21 protein-coding genes are annotated in these 20,618 nt (G+C 53.8%); 5 read left to right on the plus strand and 16 right to left on the minus strand.

Annotation, left to right across the window (positions count from 1 at the left end; genetic code table 11):
• Positions 1-17: 17 nt before the first annotated feature.
• Positions 18-2,366 carry an Ig-like domain-containing protein gene (locus WB371_RS06825; RefSeq protein ID WP_336219334.1) on the minus strand — a complete coding sequence of 783 codons (2,349 nt, stop codon included), beginning with the start codon at positions 2,364-2,366 and terminating at the stop codon, positions 18-20.
• An 858-nt stretch (positions 2,367-3,224) separates the two neighbouring features.
• Here WB371_RS06825 and WB371_RS06830 point away from each other — a divergent pair.
• The 5 genes from WB371_RS06830 (at position 3,225) to narP (ending at position 7,865) form a co-directional block, all read left to right on the plus strand.
• Positions 3,225-3,569 (plus strand): hypothetical protein, encoded by a 345-nt coding sequence (locus tag WB371_RS06830; RefSeq protein ID WP_336219335.1) that lies wholly within the window; start codon positions 3,225-3,227, stop codon positions 3,567-3,569.
• Positions 3,570-4,089: 520 nt separating this feature from the next.
• Positions 4,090-4,452 carry a GtrA family protein gene (locus WB371_RS06835; RefSeq protein WP_336219336.1) on the plus strand — a complete coding sequence of 121 codons (363 nt, stop codon included), beginning with the start codon at positions 4,090-4,092 and terminating at the stop codon, positions 4,450-4,452.
• On the plus strand, positions 4,449-5,396 hold the full coding sequence (locus WB371_RS06840) for a glycosyltransferase family 2 protein (RefSeq protein ID WP_336219337.1): 948 nt from the start codon (positions 4,449-4,451) through the stop codon (positions 5,394-5,396). The genes WB371_RS06835 and WB371_RS06840 overlap by 4 nt, the downstream gene beginning before the upstream one ends.
• The gene (locus WB371_RS06845; protein WP_336219338.1) at positions 5,396-6,940 is read left to right on the plus strand and encodes a DUF6056 family protein; all 1,545 of its coding nucleotides are present in this window, start codon (positions 5,396-5,398) and stop codon (positions 6,938-6,940) included. The genes WB371_RS06840 and WB371_RS06845 overlap by 1 nt, the downstream gene beginning before the upstream one ends.
• Positions 6,941-7,217: 277 nt before the next feature.
• Positions 7,218-7,865 carry a nitrate/nitrite response regulator protein NarP gene (narP, locus tag WB371_RS06850; RefSeq protein ID WP_336219339.1) on the plus strand — a complete coding sequence of 216 codons (648 nt, stop codon included), beginning with the start codon at positions 7,218-7,220 and terminating at the stop codon, positions 7,863-7,865.
• Between the two features lie 54 nt (positions 7,866-7,919).
• Here narP and WB371_RS06855 read toward each other — a convergent pair whose 3' ends face one another.
• The 15 genes from WB371_RS06855 to napF all read right to left on the minus strand — a co-directional run bounded on the left by WB371_RS06855 (position 7,920) and on the right by napF (position 20,310).
• Entirely contained in the window at positions 7,920-8,972 is a 1,053-nt protein-coding gene (locus tag WB371_RS06855; RefSeq protein WP_336219340.1) for a cytochrome c-type biogenesis protein CcmH, read from the minus strand.
• Positions 8,969-9,526, minus strand: a complete 558-nt coding sequence (gene dsbE, locus WB371_RS06860; protein ID WP_336219341.1) for a thiol:disulfide interchange protein DsbE — start codon at positions 9,524-9,526, stop codon at positions 8,969-8,971. Before dsbE ends, WB371_RS06855 begins: the two co-directional genes overlap by 4 nt.
• Positions 9,523-11,466 carry a heme lyase CcmF/NrfE family subunit gene (locus tag WB371_RS06865; protein ID WP_336219342.1) on the minus strand — a complete coding sequence of 648 codons (1,944 nt, stop codon included), beginning with the start codon at positions 11,464-11,466 and terminating at the stop codon, positions 9,523-9,525. The genes dsbE and WB371_RS06865 overlap by 4 nt, the downstream gene beginning before the upstream one ends.
• Complete coding sequence (ccmE, locus tag WB371_RS06870; RefSeq protein WP_336219343.1) at positions 11,463-11,942, minus strand: cytochrome c maturation protein CcmE; 480 nt, start codon at positions 11,940-11,942, stop codon at positions 11,463-11,465. The genes WB371_RS06865 and ccmE overlap by 4 nt, the downstream gene beginning before the upstream one ends.
• Positions 11,939-12,151: a heme exporter protein CcmD gene (gene ccmD / locus WB371_RS06875; RefSeq protein ID WP_336219344.1), complete on the minus strand. Its 213-nt coding sequence runs from the start codon at positions 12,149-12,151 to the stop codon at positions 11,939-11,941. Before ccmD ends, ccmE begins: the two co-directional genes overlap by 4 nt.
• Entirely contained in the window at positions 12,148-12,885 is a 738-nt protein-coding gene (locus WB371_RS06880; protein WP_336219345.1) for a heme ABC transporter permease, read from the minus strand. The genes ccmD and WB371_RS06880 overlap by 4 nt, the downstream gene beginning before the upstream one ends.
• A 287-nt stretch (positions 12,886-13,172) precedes the next feature.
• The gene (gene ccmB / locus WB371_RS06885; protein ID WP_336219346.1) at positions 13,173-13,832 is read right to left on the minus strand and encodes a heme exporter protein CcmB; all 660 of its coding nucleotides are present in this window, start codon (positions 13,830-13,832) and stop codon (positions 13,173-13,175) included.
• The gene (ccmA, locus tag WB371_RS06890; protein WP_336219347.1) at positions 13,829-14,449 is read right to left on the minus strand and encodes a cytochrome c biogenesis heme-transporting ATPase CcmA; all 621 of its coding nucleotides are present in this window, start codon (positions 14,447-14,449) and stop codon (positions 13,829-13,831) included. The genes ccmB and ccmA overlap by 4 nt, the downstream gene beginning before the upstream one ends.
• Positions 14,450-14,472: 23 nt before the next feature.
• Positions 14,473-15,075 (minus strand): cytochrome c-type protein NapC, encoded by a 603-nt coding sequence (gene napC, locus WB371_RS06895; protein WP_336219348.1) that lies wholly within the window; start codon positions 15,073-15,075, stop codon positions 14,473-14,475.
• A gap of 9 nt (positions 15,076-15,084) precedes the next feature.
• Positions 15,085-15,534 carry a nitrate reductase cytochrome c-type subunit gene (napB, locus tag WB371_RS06900; RefSeq protein ID WP_336219349.1) on the minus strand — a complete coding sequence of 150 codons (450 nt, stop codon included), beginning with the start codon at positions 15,532-15,534 and terminating at the stop codon, positions 15,085-15,087.
• Complete coding sequence (gene napH / locus WB371_RS06905; protein WP_336219350.1) at positions 15,531-16,394, minus strand: quinol dehydrogenase ferredoxin subunit NapH; 864 nt, start codon at positions 16,392-16,394, stop codon at positions 15,531-15,533. Before napH ends, napB begins: the two co-directional genes overlap by 4 nt.
• Positions 16,381-17,076, minus strand: a complete 696-nt coding sequence (napG, locus tag WB371_RS06910) for a ferredoxin-type protein NapG (protein WP_336219351.1) — start codon at positions 17,074-17,076, stop codon at positions 16,381-16,383. Before napG ends, napH begins: the two co-directional genes overlap by 14 nt.
• Before the next feature lie 6 nt (positions 17,077-17,082).
• Complete coding sequence (gene napA, locus WB371_RS06915) at positions 17,083-19,569, minus strand: nitrate reductase catalytic subunit NapA (RefSeq protein WP_336219352.1); 2,487 nt, start codon at positions 19,567-19,569, stop codon at positions 17,083-17,085.
• The gene (gene napD / locus WB371_RS06920; RefSeq protein WP_336219353.1) at positions 19,566-19,829 is read right to left on the minus strand and encodes a chaperone NapD; all 264 of its coding nucleotides are present in this window, start codon (positions 19,827-19,829) and stop codon (positions 19,566-19,568) included. The genes napA and napD overlap by 4 nt, the downstream gene beginning before the upstream one ends.
• On the minus strand, positions 19,819-20,310 hold the full coding sequence (gene napF, locus WB371_RS06925; protein ID WP_336219354.1) for a ferredoxin-type protein NapF: 492 nt from the start codon (positions 20,308-20,310) through the stop codon (positions 19,819-19,821). Before napF ends, napD begins: the two co-directional genes overlap by 11 nt.
• Positions 20,311-20,618: the final 308 nt, after the last annotated feature.

The raw sequence follows: 20,618 nt of genomic DNA on the forward strand, positions 1-20,618 counted from the left end.
TCTGACCGTTTCAGACATTACTTAAGTTCATAAGAATAGGTGATGGCCCCCTGCAGGTTCAAAGGTATTTCGTTCATATCTCCCGCCTGCCCGCTCCCCCAGACAATAACAGTGTCATTATCCTTCAGGGCGCAGAAAGCCTGATAGGCACTATAAACGGCTACAACCCCGGTGAGTAGTGCCGCCGTATCGGCTGGAATACGCCCCCCGTAGGCTATATCTCCCCACGCAACGACTTCGCCATTACTGCGAAGAGCAGCATAAGCCCGTTCTGACTCGGTCAGGGCCACGATATCGGTAAGTGCGGCAACATCTGCCGGGACAGTACCGCCACCGCTGCTGTCTCCCCATGCTACCACCTGTCCATTGGCACGCAGGGCTGCACAGGAGACCCAGTTTGCACAGGAGCTGACGATGTCCGTCAGTGCCGAAATATCCGCAGGCACCGAGCCCCCTGATCCACCATCCCCCCAGGCTACAATCTGGCCGCCAGCGCGAAGTGCAGTATAGACATAGTCTCCGGCGGTAACATGAACGATATCATTCAATGCCGCGATTTGAGCAGGAACCAAACCGCCTTCATCGGCACTCCCCCAAGCAACCACCTGGCCCCCAGCCCGAAGTGCAGCAAAACTCCGCGTACCGGCTACAACGGACACAATATCGCCCAGTGCCGCAATATAGTCCGGGACCACGCCCCCACTTCCACTATTTCCCCAGGCAACGATCTGCCCATTGGCTCTCAGAGCTGCTGTAGCACCCTCGTTGCTGATTGTCTGAACAAGATCCGTTAATGACTGAATCTCGGGGGGGAGTGTCTCGCTTCCATTATTTCCCCACGCGACTACCTGACCAGTGCTCCGAAGCGCTGTAAAGTGATATTCTCCACCCTCAATGTACGTAATATCACTGAGACTTTCGATTTCCGGGGGAATAGTATTTCCATACATTGAGCCACCCCATTCAAAAATTTGTCCGCTATCGTTTAGCGCCAGCATTGCGTCAATACGGGTTGCCATCATCCTGAGATTATGATTTTGCAATGAAATTGGCGGTATCCCGCCTGTTCCCGCATAACCCCAGGAAGTAGCCAGCCCGCCATTTGTCATGGCCGCAAATGAAGACGCTGTCTGGTCATCTGCACCATTGCCGACAATATTACTGACGTTCAGCACGCGTGAAATTCCGCCATTCACGGGAGTTACAGTCAGCAACTTCTGTGGTGAAAAATCAGTGAAACGACTTCCCCTATGAGTTTTTACTTCACCATCATATCGCCAGTGACATTCAACAGGTTGCAGGGTTACGGTATCCAGCGCTACCAGACTGTCAGGAGTGGCACGATGATAAAAGTAGGACTGGCTTTTACGGGCACCCATCACCTTAATATGCCCGGAGCTACCAGCACTCACTGACACATCAACGGATTTACTGCTGCCGGTAATGGAGGCAGTGACCGTGGCCGTTCCCGGTGCGCCGCTATCCGTCAGGGTCGTTGTGGCAAGACCGTTCGTGTCCGTCACCGACGATGCCGGCGCCACTGCCCCGAGGCTGGTGCTCCAGGTGACGGTTACGCCACTGGCTGGCTGGCCGCTGCCGTTAAGCACCGTCGCCGTAATGACTGAGCTACTCACGCCATCGTCCACGATGCTGCCCGGGTTCGCCGTCACGCTGCTGATGGTGTCCGATGCCGGAACGCCGCCGTTCAGCGTCACCGCCCAACTGCCGTCCCCCTGCAGTTTCGGAGCGCTGAATGTCCACCCCGCCGGGAAGCCCCCGCCATTGATGAGCGTGACGATCCCGCCGGTGTACTCCAGTATCAGCGTACCGGTGCCGCTCCAGGTCACCGTGCCGTTCGCCGTGTTGTAATCCCCGTACCGACAACTGGCCACCACCGAGCTGCCCTCGGTTTTCGCCACAAAACCCAGCGCCCCCGGGCGACCCGGCAGGCTCAGGGTGGTAATGCTGCTGCTCCCCCCTCCCACCAGCGCCGTGGACGCCACGGCATTCGGGGCCGCCTGGGTCGCGTCCACATCCAGCCACACTACCGCGGCTTGTGCCGGGTCGAGGCCAAGATAGTTCAGCGGAAACTGGTCAGAGGAAGGATACAACAGAGTCAGATCAGCCTGACTAACGCTGATAACTGTCTCCACATGGCCCAGATAGTTCATGGAGGTGTCGGCAGTATTGACGGCGCTGAACACATACGCGTCCATAGCCGACAGGGCAACGGACAGGTAGTCCCAGGTAGCGGAGCTGCCAGCAAGTTCGCCAGTCACGCCATGGGCGATCTGCTGTGCGTTACCGGCATAATTTTTACCGGTATAAAAAATCAGGCTACTGCCTGCTGAAAGGGTGTCTGACATAGAATATTCCTTACAGAAAGAGAATTTCGTTAGCACTGTAATCTTCAAGATGACAACGATAAATTTAAGCCGGGTTGTTAATATCTACTTCTGTGATGGTTAACATTGAGAGACCGTTAACTCCGTTAGAACGTGAGTTTTTTATCCAGGTCCCATCATTATTTGAAATTTGCCGGACATCGCCGTGAAGCACAACATCACCATGATCGCCTTCATAGTTGACTCTCTCATAACATTTAGCCCAAACTGTCGGGGCACTTGTTACCATTGTCATCATTTTGTCACCTATATTTTGATTTAAAATTTATTAAATCGAAACATGCCGTAAATCATTCGATTCAATGAGTTGTCTGCATTCCTGAACGTTACGGGACAGCTATAAGCATCCCCGCGCCTGTTTACTTATATATCTACTGCAGGCTTTCTTCTGTGCTAAAAGAGGAAAAGGATTGTCCAGAAATAGCACTGAGACTGGACAAAATGGACCTGGTCAGGCTCCGTTTGGGAAACGGTAAATATTAGTCCTGACCCAATGGGAGAGAAACGTTAAGCGAGATATTTGGAAAGTGTTGACACTTTACTCCAAATAGAAAATATGAAGCAGACGACAAAAAGGTCAGTCCAGAATCGATGAATAATTAGGCAGTGAACATGACATTGAAATGGATAGGCTTCAAAATTCCGCTGGCAGCCAAATTCAGTGTGTCACTACACTTACCCTAAATCAGACATGAAGATTAATTATTAATTACACACTTTTTTCCTTCAAATGAGGCAATACTGCCTCCTTCTTCATGAGATAAATGCTCTGAGAGGTTAATTTGACCTTTCATTCAACTCTTAACTATGAGGTATATTATGAACGCGACTTTAAGTACTGACGTCACATTTGAACTGTACAAAACCCATTTTGATTATACTAACGACGCTCTCGTTCTTTCTTATGTATCTGTTCCTCCTGATGGGAGTAAAGAGAAATTTTTATGTCAGGTAACCAGTGATGCAAGTGTTTATTTCACGCTGAGAAAAACCGGTAGTTCTGAATCAATCAGTCTTAAACCTTTCTCTAACCTCGATACAGCCTGGGAAAGTCCGTTGATGGAACCAGGTCAACAGTATGAATTAAATGCATTTTGCACTGATAATGTTAGCAAATTCGTGACGGTTCATATTGAAAGCGTGTATGTGCATCTCGCAGGCTAAAAAAGAAACTCAGTGATGGACAAAGTCCTTCATTAATCAAAAAGAGTTCATATATAACATGGGCTCGGGGTTTACTGATTAACCACGAGCTCATATAGATAAAAACGTAGCCACTTTAACTCATCAGGAGCTGTATGAATAAAATGTTGTTCGCAGCCGGAAGAGACCGCTTAACGGATTATGGAAGTCACAGACGCGATCTCATAAACATAGCAATAGCGTCGCCACAATACCTGGCGGCATTCACATTTGAGTACTGATTCGGGCAATAGGATAACCTCGGTTCCAGCGTCAGCACCCAGGCAGGCCAAAAAAGTTGTCCAGATCGTCCTGCGTGCGCATAAGGACCGAGATGACCAGAAAAGTTGGGGCAGCCCAGTTATAGGGTAGGATCGTCTATCGGGCTGGGGTCACTCCCCAGAACGTTCCCTTTTGTTTCAAAAATAGGATTCGAATTCGATTCGGGATGAAACCAGAATAATGTTACACTTCCCGCTTTGCATAGCCGACCTAATTACTCATGTGGCATCACTTTATTAAATACACCTCTGTTGGTGTCATAAACACACTGATCCATTGGATAGTATTCGCTATCTGCATCTATGGTTTTCAGAGCCATCAGGCGCTGGCTAACTTCCTGGGCTTCAGCGTTGCCGTCAGTTTCTCTTTTTTTGCTAATGCGCGATTTACCTTTAAACAGACAACCACCACCCGCCGCTATTTGCTATATGTCGGTTTTATGGGATTACTCAGTCTTCTGACAGGCTGGGCCGCGGAGCAGTGTGGACTTCCCCCTCTGGTTACGCTGATTGCCTTCTCCGCCATTAGCCTCGTCTGCGGATTTGTCTATTCCCGGTTCATTGTATTCAAGGAGGCGCGATGAAAGTTTCACTTGTCGTTCCAGTCTTCAATGAAGAAGAAACCATCGGCATTTTTTATAAGACCGTACGCGAGTTCAATGCGCTGAAAGAGCATGACATCGAAATTGTGTTTATCAACGATGGCAGTACCGATGCTACAGAATCTATCATTGATGCCCTCTCCGTTGCCGACCCACTGGTTGTGGCGGTCTCGTTAACCCGGAATTTTGGCAAAGAACCCGCGCTGTTTGCCGGGCTCGATCATGCCACGGGTGATGCGGTCATTCCTATTGATGTCGATCTCCAGGATCCTATTGAGGTGATTCCTCACCTTATCCAGAAATGGCAGGAAGGTGCAGATATAGTGCTGGCTAAACGTTCAGACCGCGCTGTCGATGGCCGACTTAAGCGTAAAACTGCAGAATGGTTCTACAAATTGCACAATAAAATCAGTACGCCGCACATCGAAGAGAATGTCGGTGACTTTCGCCTGATGAGCCGAGAAATAGTGGATAACATCAAGCAGATGCCAGAACGAAATCTGTTTATGAAAGGCATTTTATCCTGGGTGGGCGGGAAGACCGAAATTGTTCACTATGCCCGTGCCACTCGCAGTGCGGGAAGCAGTAAATTTAACGGCTGGAAACTATGGAATCTCGCGCTGGAGGGAATTACCTCCTTTTCTACGTTTCCCCTGCGCATCTGGACCTATATCGGTCTGGCCGTGGCGCTTCTCTCTTTTACCTATGGCGCGGGAATGGTGATTAATACGCTTCTGTGGGGAAATCCGGTTCGCGGATACGCGTCTTTGATTGTGTCGATCCTGTTTCTGGGTGGTATCCAGCTTATTGGGATTGGCGTTCTTGGCGAGTATATCGGTCGAATCTATGTTGAAACAAAAAAACGCCCACGGTATATCCTCAAAAAAAAACGCACTGTGGAACATGATTCTGTAAAGGATAACTGATGTTTAAGTTTGTTGATAAGAGCATTGTTTTCGTCGCTTTTTTGGCGGTATTTGTTCTCGAGTGGTTCACCCCAATTCATTCAGATGATTACCGTTATGCCCTGATTGGCCTCTCATTTGACGCGCATCTTCATCATTACCTGACCTGGAGCGGGCGTGTTGTGGCTGACTATACCAGTGCGCTCTTATTGGCAACGGAGTCTCGCTTTGTTATCTCGACGCTGATCGGTCTTGCCGTTATTGCCTTCTGCTATTTCATTGCCAAAACGCCTACCGGCACACTGAAATGGAAAAAGCATGATTCATTGGTTTTCACCCTCGTCTTCCTGACCTTTTGGGTTGCAAACCCCAACATTGGACAAACCGTCTTCTGGGTGGTTGGTAGCGCAAACTATCTGTGGACGAACCTGTTCGTCGCGGCCTGGATCTGGAATCTCTACCGCATACAATTGCACAATGAACAACGCACGCAGGTGGGGATGTTGTTACTCGGAGTGTTGGCCGGGTGTTCTAATGAGAGCGTTGCCCCCTTTGTCGTGGGTCTGGCGCTGCTGGCTCTGGTTTACGATTTATGGCAGCAAAAACGCCTCTACGGCAACAAGGTCGCCTACTTCATCTCAACGCTGGTTGGCGCCAGTGTCCTTATCTTCTCACCCGGTAATTTTATTCGCGCCCAGGGCGCGCATGCCGTCTGGTATGAGAAATCGATCATCGAGCGACTCACTATCCACCTGAGTGACCGTTTCTTTAACCACCTTGCGCTGGTCTGGATCTCGTATGTGGTTCTGGCCCTGCTTGCAATACTTCTGTATATCGCTAAACGAAACGGTAACCAGCCGAACAGCAGAAATCTGCTGATGGTGGTTTTAATGCTGCTGGTTGGTCTGGGAACATCCTTCATTATGGTTGCCTCTCCGTCCTATCCTGACCGTGTGATGATGTCGACGTTTCTATTCTTTTTACTGGCGATCTCTTTTCTTCTGCGCGAGTTAGTGACGTTATCAACCACGCGTGTCATGTACGGTATTTATGCCATCACCGGCCTGATGGCGGCAGTATTTGTCTGGTCCTTTTCCCTGATGTATGCAGCCTATACACGCGTTTATCTGCAGGATCAGGTACGGGTAAATATTGTAAAGACCCAGCTTAGCCGCCATCACGATAATTTTACCGTACCGGATTTTCATTTCCTGAAAATGCAAAATAGCGGCGGTCATTTTGGCTTCTTCCATGACCCGCAAATTTATGGCCGTTACTTTGGGGCCGGTACAGTGGCGAAGAAAAAGGTGAATTTTGACTATTCCGTCCTGGTATCAGGTGAACAACAAAATGTCAGCAACGGGGCGGTGGCGCATTTTAACCCGCAGGGTGATTTGATGCTGGTTAGCAAAGTACCGTTGACAGGTACTGTTGAGGTCAAAACGGCGAATGACGAAAAACGCATTCCGCTTGACCGCTTTAAATCAGCCCAGATCAACGATGAATTCTGGTATCACAGTGCGATACCCGAAGAGAAAATCGTGGCAATCACGTTACTGCCCTAAGCATCCTGCCTCTGATTCCCTGTGAAGCTCTTGCCGGAGGGCGGCTGATGCCTTATCGGGCCTGGATAAGATCGTACTTTCCAGGCCCGATGATAAGCTTGCGCCATCGGGCGTTTCATCGTTTGTCAGCAGTCTCAAAGGCATCTCCTCCCGACAGGTTTTACTACTTACCCATAGTCAAATTGGGGTAATATTCCCTTTCTTATCGACGCGATGAATCTGGACGATTCATACGCTAATAACAATAATGAAACTAATAACGTCCCGGGAGATAACTATGCCTGAAACAACGCCTTTTCAGGTGCTGGTTGTAGACGACCACCCTCTTATGCGCCGCGGCATTCGTCAGTTGCTGGAACTGGATCCCACATTTCATGTGGTTGCCGAAGCGGGCGATGGCGCAACCGCGATTGACCTGGCGAACCGTCTCGATGTGGATTTGATCCTGCTCGATCTGAATATGAAAGGTCTGAGCGGGCTGGACACGTTGAATGCACTGCGGCGTGATGGCGTTACCGCACAGATTATCATTCTTACCGTTTCGGATTCCGCCAGCGATGTCTACGCCCTGATTGATGCCGGTGCAGACGGTTATTTACTGAAAGACAGTGACCCGGAAGTGCTGCTGGACGCGATTCGTACCGGTGCGAATGGCGGGAAGGTGTTCAGCGAACGCGTCAGTGAGTATCTGCGCGAACGTGAAATGTTTGGCGAGGAAGACGATCCGTTCAGCATGCTGACGGAACGGGAGCTGGACGTTCTGCACGAACTGGCACAGGGGCTTTCCAACAAGCAGATTGCCTCTGTGCTTAACATTTCCGAGCAAACGGTGAAGGTGCATATTCGCAATCTGCTACGCAAACTGAACGTGCGCTCGCGTGTTGCCGCTACCATTTTGTTCCTGCAAACCCGCGGGTTGCAGTAAATCAGCAACCACGTAGCCGGATAGCGACGCCACGCGCCTTATCCGGCCTGTTGTTTACTCAGCCTTCGGTGCTAACTGCTGCATGGCCTGGGCGATACTGCGCTCAATGATTGCGCGACGGGTATCGTTCGCCGGCAACATCTTCAACATCATCTCCCAGGCAGCCACCGCTTCGCCAAAACGTTCCTGCTCAAAGGCATTGAACGCGTACATACTCAACACGCGTATGTTGGCATGATCGCTACGAACCAGTTGCCGCAGCAGCTCCCCTCCGCGACGGTTATCATCAGGATCAGAGGAACGGGTCAGCGCTTCAGCATACCCCAGCGCCGCATCACTGTTTTTCGGGTCCAGTCGATAGGCATTGGCGTAGGCTTCAGTGGCGGTACTGGCGTTACCGAGCACCATTCCGATTCGTCCAAGCATGATCCAGCCTTCCACGTTGGTCGCATCATCCTGTAAGCGAGTCCGTAGCCCCAGCGCCAGGCGCATCATCTCCTCTTCATTCAGCGGCTGTGCTTTCGGGTCCAGCGCCCGCTCCAGCAAGGCCGGAGTCTGCGCTGTCGCCTGCTGCCAGATTTTCACCTGCTTGTAGGAACCGGTCTGGTAATAGCTGACCCCGCCAACAACCAGGGCAATCACAATCCCCGGAAGATACACTGCCATTCCGGCGCGTTTGCCACTGTGTACAGGGTTATCTTCAGGGAATGACTCCTGCTTAAGGCGCACGCGACGACGCGAGCGGGCAAAGATAATCCAGCCACCCGCGCCGATCGCCGCCACTGGCAGAACCCACAGCAGAATCGTCAGCGGCGTTAGCGGCGGATCGTAGGTGACGAAGTTGCCATAGCGCGCCACCATATAATCGACAATTTCCTTCTGGCTTTTCCCTTCCTGCATCAGTTCATAGACTTTCTGGCGCAGGTCGGTCGCAATCATTGAATTGGAATCCGCAATGCTGTTGTTCTGGCATTTCGGGCAGCGCAGTTGTTCAGTTAACTGACGAAACTGTTGCTCCTGGTCTTCATCCTTAAACTGCATGACGTCGATGGTCGCCAGTGCGTTAGCGGAAAGCAGGAGCATCAGCACACCCAGTAATATTCTCATTGGCCGGCCTCCTTGCTGTATTTTTTCCAAAGCGGTTTGATTTCACTCTCCCAGACGCGGGCGTTCAGATCCCCGGCATGGCGATAGCGAATAATGCCTTTACCGTCAATCAGGAACGTTTCCGGTGCGCCATATACGCCCAGATCCAGCCCCAGCATGCCATCACCGTCGAACAGGCTCAGTACGTAGGGATTGCCTAACTCTTTCAGCCAGACAATCGCTTTTTGGCGATCGTCTTTATAGTTCAGGCCTACCACGCGGATCCCCTGCCCTGATAGCTGATTCAGGTACTGATGTTCGGCCCGACAGGTTGGGCACCACGTCGCCCACACGTTGAGCAGAACCGGTTTCCCCTGAGTTAATACGTCAGCCTCGTAGTGTTTTCCGGGGTTTTCCAGTGACTCAAGACGGAAAGTGGGCACCGGTTTACCAATCAACGCCGACTCCAGATTGGTTGGCGTATCGCCTTCCGCATTACGCGCCAGTTGCCACAACAGCAACGCTGCAATCACCAGAAAAATCGCAAATGGAATCAAAAGTACGTTGCGCTTCATACCGCCTCCGGTGCCGTTTGTTGCGGTTGAACGCGCCTGCGATAACGCGGATCAAACAGGCAAAACAGTCCACCCAGCGCCATCAACATTCCCCCCGCCCAGATCCAGCGAATAAACGGTTTGTAGTACAGACGCACTGCCCACGCCCCGTTATCCAGCTCTTCGCCGAGTGCGGCGTACAGATCGCGGGTGATCCCGCCGTCAATCGCGGCTTCCGTCATCATCGAGCTGGTGCTGCTGTAGAACCGTTTTTCAGCATGCAGCGTTGCTTCTGCTTTGCCGTCACGGGTCACGCCAATGATCGCCACGCCGCCGCGATAGTTCGGCCCGGTAATATCTTTCACTTCACGAAACGTAAAGCGATACTCATGAATATCAACGCTGTCACCGGCCTTCATACGGACATCACGCTCAACGCTGTAATTCTGGCTAAAGGCGATGCCAACAATGGTCACCGCCAGGCCAACGTGCCCTGCCACCATTCCCCAGTAGCTGAGCGTCATTTTGCCGCCACGGGAAATACGTAGTGCAAGTTCAGCCATCGCCAGCACAAACACCCAACAGGCCATCGCCAGCCCGACCACCGTCATGGCGACAATCTTGTTCTCCAACAGCCAGGGCAGCAGCAGAGAAAGCGCAAAAGTCGTGACCAGCGCGATAAGCAGCAGCCGTTGCAGCTTGCGTGGACGATCGCGCCCCCATCGCACCAGCGGGCCAATGCCCAGCAGCAGGGCGAATGGCGCCATCAGCCAGGTGAACATGGTATTAAAAAACGGCTCGCCAATTGAGATACTGCCCAGCCCCAGTTGCTTATGCACCAGCGGCAGGAGCGTGCCGAGCAACACCACCAGCATGGCGGCAATCAGCAATACGTTATTCCCCAGCAGCAGCGATTCTCGCGACCAAAGAGCATTGTTCACCCGGGAGCGCACTTTATGCCCGCGCGTGGCAAACAGCAGGAGCGAACCGCCAATCACCAGCACCATAAAGGCCAGAATAAACATCCCACGGGATGGATCCGAGGCAAAGGCATGTACTGACACCAGCACGCCGGAACGCACCAGGAAGGTCCCTAACAGACAGAGTGAGAATGCACAGATCGACAGCAGCAGCGTCCACGCTTTGAAACTGGCGCGCTGTTCGGTCACCGCCAGCGAGTGCATAAGCGCCGTCCCCACCAGCCACGGCATAAACGAAGCGTTTTCGACCGGATCCCAGAACCACCAGCCGCCCCAGCCGAGTTCGTAATAGGCCCAGGCTGAACCCAGCACGATACCCAGTGTCAGAAAAACCCACGCCGCCAGGGTCCACGGGCGCGAGAAGCGCGCAAAGGTACTGTCCAGACGCCCGCTCATCAACGCAGCAATAGCAAAAGCAAAGGCCACAGAGAAACCGACATAGCCCATGTACAGCAACGGCGGATGGAAAATCAGTCCCGGATCCTGCAACAGGGGATTGAGATCGCGTCCCTCAATGGGGAAATCCGGCAGCGTGCGGGCAAAGGGGTTTGACGTAAACAGAATGAACAGCAGAAAGCCAACGCTGACCATTCCCATCACCGCTAATACACGGGCAACGATATCCAGCGGCATCCGCTGAGAGAACAGCGCAACGGCAAAGGTCCAGCCGCTCATCAGCAGCACCCACAGCAAGAGTGAACCCTCATGCGCGCCCCAGGTGGCGGCAACGCGATACCAGACCGGCAGTTGTGTGTTGGAGTTGCTGGCGACATACACTACGGTGAAATCATTCACCACAAAGGCGTTCACCAGTACCAAAAAAGCCCCCATGACGAGGATAAACAGCAGCCAGGCAAAAGGTCTGGCCGACGCCATCATCCGCGCGTCACCACGCCCCACGCCCCACAGCGGATAAACGGAAAGCAACAACGCAGCGCCCAGTGCCAGGCATAGCAGCGCATTGCCAATTTCAGGCATCATGATCTCTTATCCTTATAGACGCTTTCCGGACGGCGGTGGTTTTCCTGCATCGCTTTTTCCACTTCTGGCGGCGTATAGTTCTCGTCATGTTTGGCGAGCACCTCTTTGGCCTGAATGTGATTCTTCTCGCCAAGTTCCCCCTGGACGACCACACCCTGCCCTTCGCGGAACAGATCCGGCAGAATGCCTTCATAAGTCACATCCACCACACCCTCGGCGTCATAAATGCTGAAATTTACCTTCAGTGAGTTGGGGTCGCGCTTCACGCTACCGGGCATCACCATGCCGCCCACGCGCAAACGCTGACCGACCTCCGGCATTTGCTGCGTTTCACGCTTGCCATACAGAATCTCACCGGGCGTATAGAACAAATCGATGTTGGCACGCAGCGCGTACAGCACCAGCGTGATGGTCAGCGCTAACCCCGCCAGTATCCCGCAGGCAATCCATAAACGGTTTCTGCGTCGAATATTCATGCAGCCTCCTGTTGATTCTGCGCCGCGTGCAGTCTCTCTTCACGCGCGCGCTGGCGGGAGACATCACGCAAAATCGCGCCATGCTGCGTCACGGTATGGATGACCAGCACCGCCAGTGGGATAACACTCATCGCCACGGCCAGCCAGACGTAAAAGGCGTAACCGCCCATCGCAAAAAATTCACTCCAGGATGAAAATGCACTGGTCATTGGCGGCCTCTTTTTAAAATCAGTTCACTCACCCACGGGCGGCGTTTTTCCATCATCAGAATCAGGTTACGCATGCGCATCAGCGTCAGTGTGATAAACAGCAACAGGTAGCCGATAATCGCCAGACGCAGCGGCGTGCGCATCGCCGGGTCAATGCTCTGTTGCATACGCGTCGATCCCTGATGCAGCGTGTTCCACCACTCCACCGAGTAGTGAATAATCGGCAGATTCACCACGCCGATCAGTACCAGAATCCCGGCCGCGCGCCCTGCCATCTTGCGGTCATCAAAGGCATGCCACAGGGCGATAGCACCGACATAAAGGAACAGCAGCACCAGTTCAGAAGTGAGTCGGGCGTCCCATACCCACCAGGTGCCCCACATCGGTTTACCCCACGCAGAACCGGTGACCAACGCGATAAAGGTAAACACCGCGCCAATTGGGGCCATCGCCGCCAGCGCCAGGTTCGCCATCTTCATCTGCCAGACCAGGCCGATAAACGCCGCTACCGCCATGGAGGCGTAAATCCCCATTGACCAGATGGCCGCCGGTACATGCAGGTAGATAATGCGATAGCTTTCTCCCTGCTGGTAATCCGCGGGCGCAAATCCGAATCCCCAGATCCAGCCTGCAGCCAGCACCACTGCGCTGGCAATTGCCAGCCACGGGACAAACCAGCCGCAGATCTGATACAGCCGCGGTGGCATCGCCAGTTGATGAAGTGTTTTCCACATAATTCAGTCACCAGACTCAAACGAATAAAGATATCGTCATGCCGGATGGCGGCTCACGCCTTATCCGGCCTACATACTGCATACTCTGCTCCTGTAGGCCTGATAAGCGCAGCGCCATCAGGCAACAGGTGGATGGCGGCTATCCGGCCTACATACTGCATGCTCTGCTCCCGTAGGCCTGATAAGCGCAGCGCCATCAGGCAACAGGTGGATGGCGGCCATCCGGCCTACATACTGCATACTCTGCTCCCGTAGGCCTGATAAGCGCAGCGCCATCAGGCAACGCATTACTGCAAACTAATGCGTAACGCCGCCGCCGTCGCAAAAGGACTTAACGTCGCGCTGCCTGCGAGCAGCGCCCCCAAAATCGCCATGTATCCGTCAACAGGAAGATGCATCGAGGCCGCATCCATCGCAGCGGTCGCAAAAATCAACAACGGAATCGTTAAAGGCAGCACCAGCACGCTCAGCAGTACGCCGCCGCGTTTTAGCCCTACGGTTAACCCCACGCCCGGCGCACCGAGAAAACTCAACGTCGGCGTGCCCAGCAGTAAGGTCAGGGCCATAATTTTCCAGCCATAGATATCCATTCCCAGCAGCAGCGCCACCAGCGGAGACAGGATCAGCAACGGCAGACCGGTCACCATCCAGTGGGCCAGCACTTTCGCCAATACGACCATGGGTAACGGAATTGGCAACAGCATCAGTTGTTCGAGGCTGCCATCCTGCAGGTCGTCGCGAAACAGTCGCTCCAGCGCCAGCAGCGAAGCCAGCAGGGCAGCAACCCAGATAATGCCTGGCGCAATACGCGCCAGCAGCTGCGGTTCCGGCCCAATGCTTAGCGGGAACAGCGTGATCACAATCAGGAAGAACCACAGCGGGTTGGCGATTTCCGCGCTGTGGCGAAAAGCGACGCGCAGTTCGAGACGGAAAATTCGCCACATCATGGCTCTGCCCTCCCCTGGGTGAGCGTAATCCGGCGAATACGGTCGGTGGCGACGTTCATCGGCTGGTGCGTGGTGAGGATGACAATCCCCCCCTTTTCGGTATGCTGCGCCATTCGCTGCGTCAGGCGTTCAACACCGTTCACATCAATGGCGGTAAAGGGTTCGTCGAGGATCCAAAGCGTGGCGCGGGTCAGCCAGAGACGCGCTAAGGCGACGCGGCGCTGCTGCCCGGCTGAAAGTTGATTAACCGGAATATCTTCGTACCCGGCAAGGCCGGCTTGCGCCAGCGCTGCGAGACAGTTTTCTGTATCGCCATCCTGATGGAAAAAACGCAGGTTCTCCAACGCCGTCAGCCGGGTTTTTATCCCCGGCTGATGACCAATCCACAACAGATTTTGATGGTAGCTGTCCCGTACACGATGCAACGGTTGCGCTTGCCAGAACACCTCTCCGGCATCAGGGCGAGCGAGCCCTGTCAGCAACCGCAACAGGGTGGTTTTCCCTGCGCCGTTGCCCCCGGTGACTTGTATCCACTCCCCTGCGTTTACCTGGAACGACAAATCGCTAAATAAGATCCGTTCATCCCGCTCGCAGAGGAGCTTTCTGGCTTCAAGCATACTCCCCACTCGTTATCATCCCATCAGAAGCCCGGCTTGACGTCGCGCATATCAGGCAGTTTGTGCGCAATCCCTTTATGACAGTCAATACAGGTTTGCCCGTCTTTCACAGCCTGATCGTGCATTTTGGCGGCGACCGTTTTCTGGGCGGTTAAATCCATAAACTCAAAGTTGTGACAGTTGCGGCACTCCTGCGAGTTGTTATCTTTCATCCGTCGCCATTCGTTTTGCGCCATCGTCAGACGGTGCTCTTCGAATTTCTGCGGTGTATCGATAAGCCCCAATGCTTTGGCATACAGTTCTTTGCTGGCTTTGATCTTACGGATCATTTTCGGGCCAAACTCATGCGGTACGTGGCAATCAGGACAGGTGGCGCGCACGCCGCTGCGGTTGTTGTAGTGCACGGTTTCCATATACTCCTGGTACACCGTGTTGCGCATTTCGTGGCAGCTAATACAGAATTCTTCGGTGTTGGCCTTTTCCATTCCAGTGTTAAATCCACCCCAGAAAATAATCCCGCCAACGAACCCGATTAACAGCAGCGTTCCCAGCGCCAGGCGGCTGGGGCGACGCCACCATTGCCAGAGGCGCTTAATCCGACCTGGTTTACGGTTAGCATTTTCCATAATGACCTCTTATTTCCCGTAACCTTTCGAAGGGGTAAAGCTGTTCCCCACAATCGGCGCGGCATCGGCCTGCGGCACATGACACTGCAAACAGAAGTAACGACGCGGCGCCACTTCCGCCAGCACTTTGCCATCGCTGTCCATAAAGTGGGTTGGACTAATACGCGGCGCGCCCGTTGCCCGGTAGCTTTCCACGCCGTGGCATTGCAGGCAGCGGTTGGTGTTGGTGGTTACCTGGTAACCCTCAACGCTGTGTGGAATCATCGGCGGCTGATTCACGTAATTCAGCGGCATACGCTCTTGCTCTTTCTGAATGCGAATCGCCCCTTCCTGTGTCCCCGACACTTCCGGAGACTGGCTGAGATCCACTCCGTTTGCCGCCCAAACCGCACCACTCACCACCAGGGCCAGCAAGGCCGTCCATTGACACAGCGCTTTCTTCAGGTCATGGCTTTTCATGATTTCGCTCCCGAATTCCATCGTGTAGTTATTGTAAATACATCCTCAGAACAGACATCCACACAGCGACCGCAGGTCATGCAATCGCGGCTGGTGACCTGCACCGGGCTTTGCTCATCCAGCACCGGGGCACGTAGCACATGCGGTTCCGGGCAAACATGAAAACAGTCCATACAGCGGTTACATTTCTGTCTGTCTTTCGCCGCGACGGTCAACGCGCCCTGGCTACCCAGCACGCCATACAGTGCGCCTAAAGGACAAAGATGCCCGCACCAGCCGTGTTCAACGACCAGTAAATCAAATAAAAACAGAGCGATAATCAGCAGTGCGCCGCTACCGAACCCCATCACCAGACTACGACCCAGCAGTGAAACAGGGTTAATCCATTCCCACAGTAGCGTTCCGGTCAGCGCCGAACCCAGCAGCACAACAACCAGAAGCACGTACCGTATATGACGAGGAATTGTTGCGGACTGATTCAGGTCAAACCTTCTGCGTAACCAGGCCGCAAAATCAGTAATCGGATTCAGCGGGCAGACCCAACTGCAAAACAGTCGCTTTCCTGCCAGTGCGTACAGCACCGTAATGATGGCCGCCCCCGTCAGCGCCGCCACAGCAGGCAAATGACCGCTCGCCAGGCTTTGTAGCGTGATTAACGGGTCGGTGAACGGAATCGTATCCAGCAGCAGACTGCTGCTGTAGTTCCCGTGCAGGATCCACACGCCCAACCACGGACCGCTGAGAAACATCCCCAGCACGATAAGCTGGCTCAGACGGCGGAACACCAGCCAGCGGTGACTTCGCCACCAGCCCTTTTTCGCCTGCGCCTCTCGCCCGGTGTCTCGTTTACGATTTGCCATCGCTCCCCTCCAGCCAGCCGAAGCGGTAATGGTGGCCCAACTCCCCTTTCGCCATCGACAGCGGCAACACTTTTATGGCCGGTTGTTCAAGCACACAGACCTTTTCGCATTTCCCGCAACCGGTACAGGCATCGCTATGAACGGTCGGGAGGAATCGCGCATGTTTGCCGGTGCGCATATTGCGATCCAGCTCAAGCGTAATGGCCTCATCGATTTTCGGACACTCGCGGTAACAAACGTCACAGCGCAACCCCTGGAAGTTCAGGCAGTTCTCCTGATCCAACAGCACCGCGAGCCCCATCCGCGAGTCATCAATCGATTCAATATCTTTATCCAGCGCCCCACTCGGGCAAACTTTGGCGCAGGGAATGTCTTCGCACATTTCGCAAGGGATTTCGCGAGCGACAAAATAGGGCGTGCCTGCCGCCAGCCCCGACGCCAGCGTAGCCAGTTTCAACGTGTCATAGGGACAGGCCTGAACGCACTGACCGCAGCGCACACAGGCGCTGGCAAAAGCATTTTCACTCAGCGCGCCAGGCGGACGTAACCGCACGCCCGTTGCGTGCGCGGTTTGTTGCTGTAGCCCCAGCACTACGCCAACGGCAGCCAGTCCGCCCGCTGTGCGAACAACATCGCGCAGAAAGCGGCGGCGGCCATTTTGCGGTTTTGCCGACCGGGACATGACGTGTTACACCTTCGCCAGTTTCACAGCGCACTTCTTGAAATCCGTCTCTTTAGAGAGCGGATCCGTCGCATCCAGCGTCAGGTTATTCACCAGCTGTGCGGCATCGAAGAACGGCATGTACACCAGCCCCTGCGGTGGACGGTTACGCCCGCGGGTTTCGACAATCGAAATCACCTCACCACGGCGCGATACCACTTTGACCTTGTCGCCACGGCGCAGATCGCGTTTTTTCGCGTCCAGCGGATGAATAAACAGGACCGCTTCCGGGAACGCGCGGTGCAGTTCAGGCACACGGCGCGTCATGCTGCCGGTGTGCCAGTGTTCCAGCACACGTCCGGTTGAAAGCCACAGATCGTATTCCTGGTCCGGCGCTTCCGCCGCTGGCTCAAACGGCAGCGCGAAGATCACCGCTTTACCATCTGGCTTACCGTAGAACTTGTAGCCTTCCCCGGCTTTCACATATGGGTCATTGCCTTCGCTGTAGCGCCACTGCGTCTCTTTACCGTCCACCACCGGCCAGCGCAGACCACGGGCTTTGTGATAATCATCGAACGGCGCGAGATCGTGACCGTGCCCACGTCCAAACCAGGCATACTCTTCAAACAATCCTTTTTGCAGGTAGAAGCCCAGCTCACGGGATTCATCGTTGAGCTGATCGTCTTTCAGTTCCGTCAGCGGGAACTGACTGACTGCCGGGGTAGCAAAGAGCACGTCATACAGGGTCTTGCCACGCAACTCTGGTTTTTGCGCCAGCAGCGCTTCCGGCCACACCTCTTCCGTTTTGAACCGGCGTGCGAACTGCACCAGTTGCCACAGGTCAGATTTCGCTTCACCCGGCGCTTTAATCTGCTGACGCCAGAACTGCGTGCGACGCTCGGCGTTGCCATACGCCCCTTCCTTTTCAACCCACATGGCGGTTGGCAGGATCAGGTCTGCGGCCAGCGCGCTGACGGTCGGATACGGGTCAGAGACAATGATAAAGTTGCGCGGATCGCGCCAGCCCGGCATACGTTCCTGATTAATATTCGGACCGGCCTGCATGTTATTGGTACACATCGTCCAGTAGACGTTGAGCTTACCGTCTTTCAGCGCCCGGTCCTGCGCCACCGCATGTAAACCGATTTTCGCCGGAATGGTTCCCGACGGGATATTCCAGTGCTTCTCGCAGATATCACGGTGTTTATCGTTGGTGACCACCATGTCCGCCGGCAGACGGTGAGAGAACGTCCCCACTTCACGCGCCGTACCGCAGGCAGAGGGCTGACCGGTCAGTGAGAACGGCCCACAGCCCGGCTGGGCGATTTTGCCCGTCAACAGGTGAATGTTGTAGACCAGGTTGTTGGCCCACACGCCGCGCGTATGCTGGTTAAAGCCCATCGTCCAGTAGGAGATGACCTTCTTGTTCGGGTCGGCATACAGCTTCGCCAGTTGCTCCAGTTGATCTTTCGGTACGCCGGTCATTTCAGCGGTTTTGTCCAGCGTATATTCGGCGACAAACGCTTTGTAGTCTTCAAAGCTCATCGGCTCAGAGGCGTCAGATCCCGGATTTTTCGCCGCTTTCTCCAGCGGATGCGCTGGACGCAGGCCATAGCCGATATCCGTTACCCCTTTACGCAGGTTGACGTGCTTACTGAAGAAGTCCTGGTTAACCGCGTTGTTCTGAATGATGTAGTTGGCGATGTAGTTGAGGATCACCAGATCCGTCTGCGGCGTAAAGACCATCCCGTTGTCCGCCAGCTCAAAACTACGGTGCTGGAAGGTGGACAGAACGGCGACGTTGACATTGGGATCGGACAGACGACGGTTGGTGATGCGCGACCAGAGGATCGGATGCATCTCTGCCATATTGGCGCCCCACAGAACAAACGCGTCGGCATGCTCAATATCGTCATAGCAGCCCATCGGCTCGTCCATACCAAAGGTACGCATAAAACCAACAACCGCTGACGCCATGCAGTGACGGGCGTTCGGATCGAGGTTGTTGGAGCGGAAACCGGCTTTAAACAGTTTCGCGGCGGCATAACCTTCCCAGATGGTCCACTGGCCGGAACCAAACATACCGATAGATTCCGGGCCTTTCTCTTTCAGTGAGGTTTTGAATTTCTCTTCCATCACGTCGAAAGCCTGATCCCAACTGATCGGCGTAAATTCGCCGTCTTTGCTGTACTTACCGTCGCGCATACGCAGCAGCGGCTGCGTTAAACGGTCGTCGCCGTACATAATTTTGGGCAGAAAATAGCCTTTAATGCAGTTCAGACCACGGTTGACCGGGGCATCCGGATCGCCCTGACAGGCCACGATACGTCCTTGTTGTGTGCCCACCAGTACGCCACAGCCCGTCCCGCAAAAACGACACGGCGCTTTATCCCACTTAATGGCCTCTTCCTGCCCCACAACTGCGCGGGCAACGCCCGGCACGCTTAGCCCGGCAGCCGCCGCAGCGGCCGCAACGGCGTTAGCTTTCATAAAGCTACGACGACTGAGTTTCATGGTGTTTCCTCACCTTGCTCTTCCTGCTGGTGGTAAACCAGCGACACCGCCAGCACGCCCGCAACGTTGCGTACCGACTCAATTGTTTGCATCAGCGTTTCACTCTGTTCTGCTTCCGCCACGACGATAAGCTGCCCACTTTCGCGATCGCTTACCGCCACTTCGCAGCCCGGAAATGTGCATAACTGCGCGCTGATATCCTGTAAATTTTCGCCTTTGGCCTGAACAATCAGGCTACAGACCTGCCAGTTAGTGTGCATGGTTGTACTCCGCGATAATGGCCGACACCGGGCAACTGGCGACACATGCGCCACATCCGTCACACGCCTGATTATCAAGTTGTGGCTGATAAATGCCCGACAGCGTCGGACGAAACGTTATCGCCTGGGGTTCACAGCTATCCTGACAGCGGCGGCACTCGACGGACTGATACGCCAGACATCCTTGCCCGATAGTGAAATTCAAATCCCATGCCCTGGTGTGGCGTGGAGAAAAAAGAGATTCGGGGCAAACCTGCGCACAGGCGTAGCAGAAGCTGCATTCGTTTTGTCTGAAGTTAACGACTGGATAGCCGCCAGAACCGCGCTGTAAAACAGCATTTTCACAGGCCTGAATACAGGCGTCGCAACGGGTGCATTGAGACAGGAAATAAGACGCTTCCTTGCTCCACGGCGGACGAATCCCGATGTTGGCGTTGCGCCAACTGCCAGTCAGTATGCCTCGACGGGATAAATCAACCATGGCATCGCCCTTCCATAAACGACGCTCCCCCAGGCGGGGTGAACGACAATAAAAAAACCACATTACGACTACGTCATTATTATGATCGGTAAGATATTAAAGGATGTGTCAGAGGTGCATACCCCAATTGGGGTAAAACCTGTTGTTGGATCAAAAGAGAGTGAATGAAGCTTCTCAGAGTGTGCTTCTTCGCACATTTCAAAGTGTTATGTAATTTTTTATACATCGAAAAGATTAGCAATAAAATTATCTCATTTTTACGATAAATCTCAGCATAAAAACCCAGGCATTAGCTAAACAGACAGTGA

It is taken from the genome of Citrobacter amalonaticus, from assembly GCF_037053465.1.
GTDB lineage: Bacteria > Pseudomonadota > Gammaproteobacteria > Enterobacterales > Enterobacteriaceae > Citrobacter_A > Citrobacter_A amalonaticus_H.

What these genes read in the sequence shown, in the direction of transcription:
- ccmE (WP_336219343.1), bottom strand. Translation starts at nt 11,942, where the DNA reads ATGAATATTCGACGCAGAAACCGTTTATGGATTGCCTGCGGGATACTG.
- WB371_RS06880 (WP_336219345.1), bottom strand. Translation starts at nt 12,885, where the DNA reads ATGTGGAAAACACTTCATCAACTGGCGATGCCACCGCGGCTGTATCAG.
- napF (WP_336219354.1), bottom strand. Translation starts at nt 20,310, where the DNA reads ATGGTTGATTTATCCCGTCGAGGCATACTGACTGGCAGTTGGCGCAAC.
- napB (WP_336219349.1), bottom strand. Translation starts at nt 15,534, where the DNA reads ATGAAAAGCCATGACCTGAAGAAAGCGCTGTGTCAATGGACGGCCTTG.
- dsbE (WP_336219341.1), bottom strand. Translation starts at nt 9,526, where the DNA reads ATGAAGCGCAACGTACTTTTGATTCCATTTGCGATTTTTCTGGTGATT.
- WB371_RS06825 (WP_336219334.1), bottom strand. Translation starts at nt 2,366, where the DNA reads ATGTCAGACACCCTTTCAGCAGGCAGTAGCCTGATTTTTTATACCGGT.
- WB371_RS06830 (WP_336219335.1), top strand. Translation starts at nt 3,225, where the DNA reads ATGAACGCGACTTTAAGTACTGACGTCACATTTGAACTGTACAAAACC.
- WB371_RS06835 (WP_336219336.1), top strand. Translation starts at nt 4,090, where the DNA reads ATGTGGCATCACTTTATTAAATACACCTCTGTTGGTGTCATAAACACA.
- narP (WP_336219339.1), top strand. Translation starts at nt 7,218, where the DNA reads ATGCCTGAAACAACGCCTTTTCAGGTGCTGGTTGTAGACGACCACCCT.
- WB371_RS06845 (WP_336219338.1), top strand. Translation starts at nt 5,396, where the DNA reads ATGTTTAAGTTTGTTGATAAGAGCATTGTTTTCGTCGCTTTTTTGGCG.
- napA (WP_336219352.1), bottom strand. Translation starts at nt 19,569, where the DNA reads ATGAAACTCAGTCGTCGTAGCTTTATGAAAGCTAACGCCGTTGCGGCC.
- napC (WP_336219348.1), bottom strand. Translation starts at nt 15,075, where the DNA reads ATGGAAAATGCTAACCGTAAACCAGGTCGGATTAAGCGCCTCTGGCAA.
- napH (WP_336219350.1), bottom strand. Translation starts at nt 16,394, where the DNA reads ATGGCAAATCGTAAACGAGACACCGGGCGAGAGGCGCAGGCGAAAAAG.
- ccmA (WP_336219347.1), bottom strand. Translation starts at nt 14,449, where the DNA reads ATGCTTGAAGCCAGAAAGCTCCTCTGCGAGCGGGATGAACGGATCTTA.
- napG (WP_336219351.1), bottom strand. Translation starts at nt 17,076, where the DNA reads ATGTCCCGGTCGGCAAAACCGCAAAATGGCCGCCGCCGCTTTCTGCGC.
- WB371_RS06855 (WP_336219340.1), bottom strand. Translation starts at nt 8,972, where the DNA reads ATGAGAATATTACTGGGTGTGCTGATGCTCCTGCTTTCCGCTAACGCA.
- WB371_RS06865 (WP_336219342.1), bottom strand. Translation starts at nt 11,466, where the DNA reads ATGATGCCTGAAATTGGCAATGCGCTGCTATGCCTGGCACTGGGCGCT.
- WB371_RS06840 (WP_336219337.1), top strand. Translation starts at nt 4,449, where the DNA reads ATGAAAGTTTCACTTGTCGTTCCAGTCTTCAATGAAGAAGAAACCATC.
- ccmB (WP_336219346.1), bottom strand. Translation starts at nt 13,832, where the DNA reads ATGATGTGGCGAATTTTCCGTCTCGAACTGCGCGTCGCTTTTCGCCAC.
- ccmD (WP_336219344.1), bottom strand. Translation starts at nt 12,151, where the DNA reads ATGACCAGTGCATTTTCATCCTGGAGTGAATTTTTTGCGATGGGCGGT.
- napD (WP_336219353.1), bottom strand. Translation starts at nt 19,829, where the DNA reads ATGCACACTAACTGGCAGGTCTGTAGCCTGATTGTTCAGGCCAAAGGC.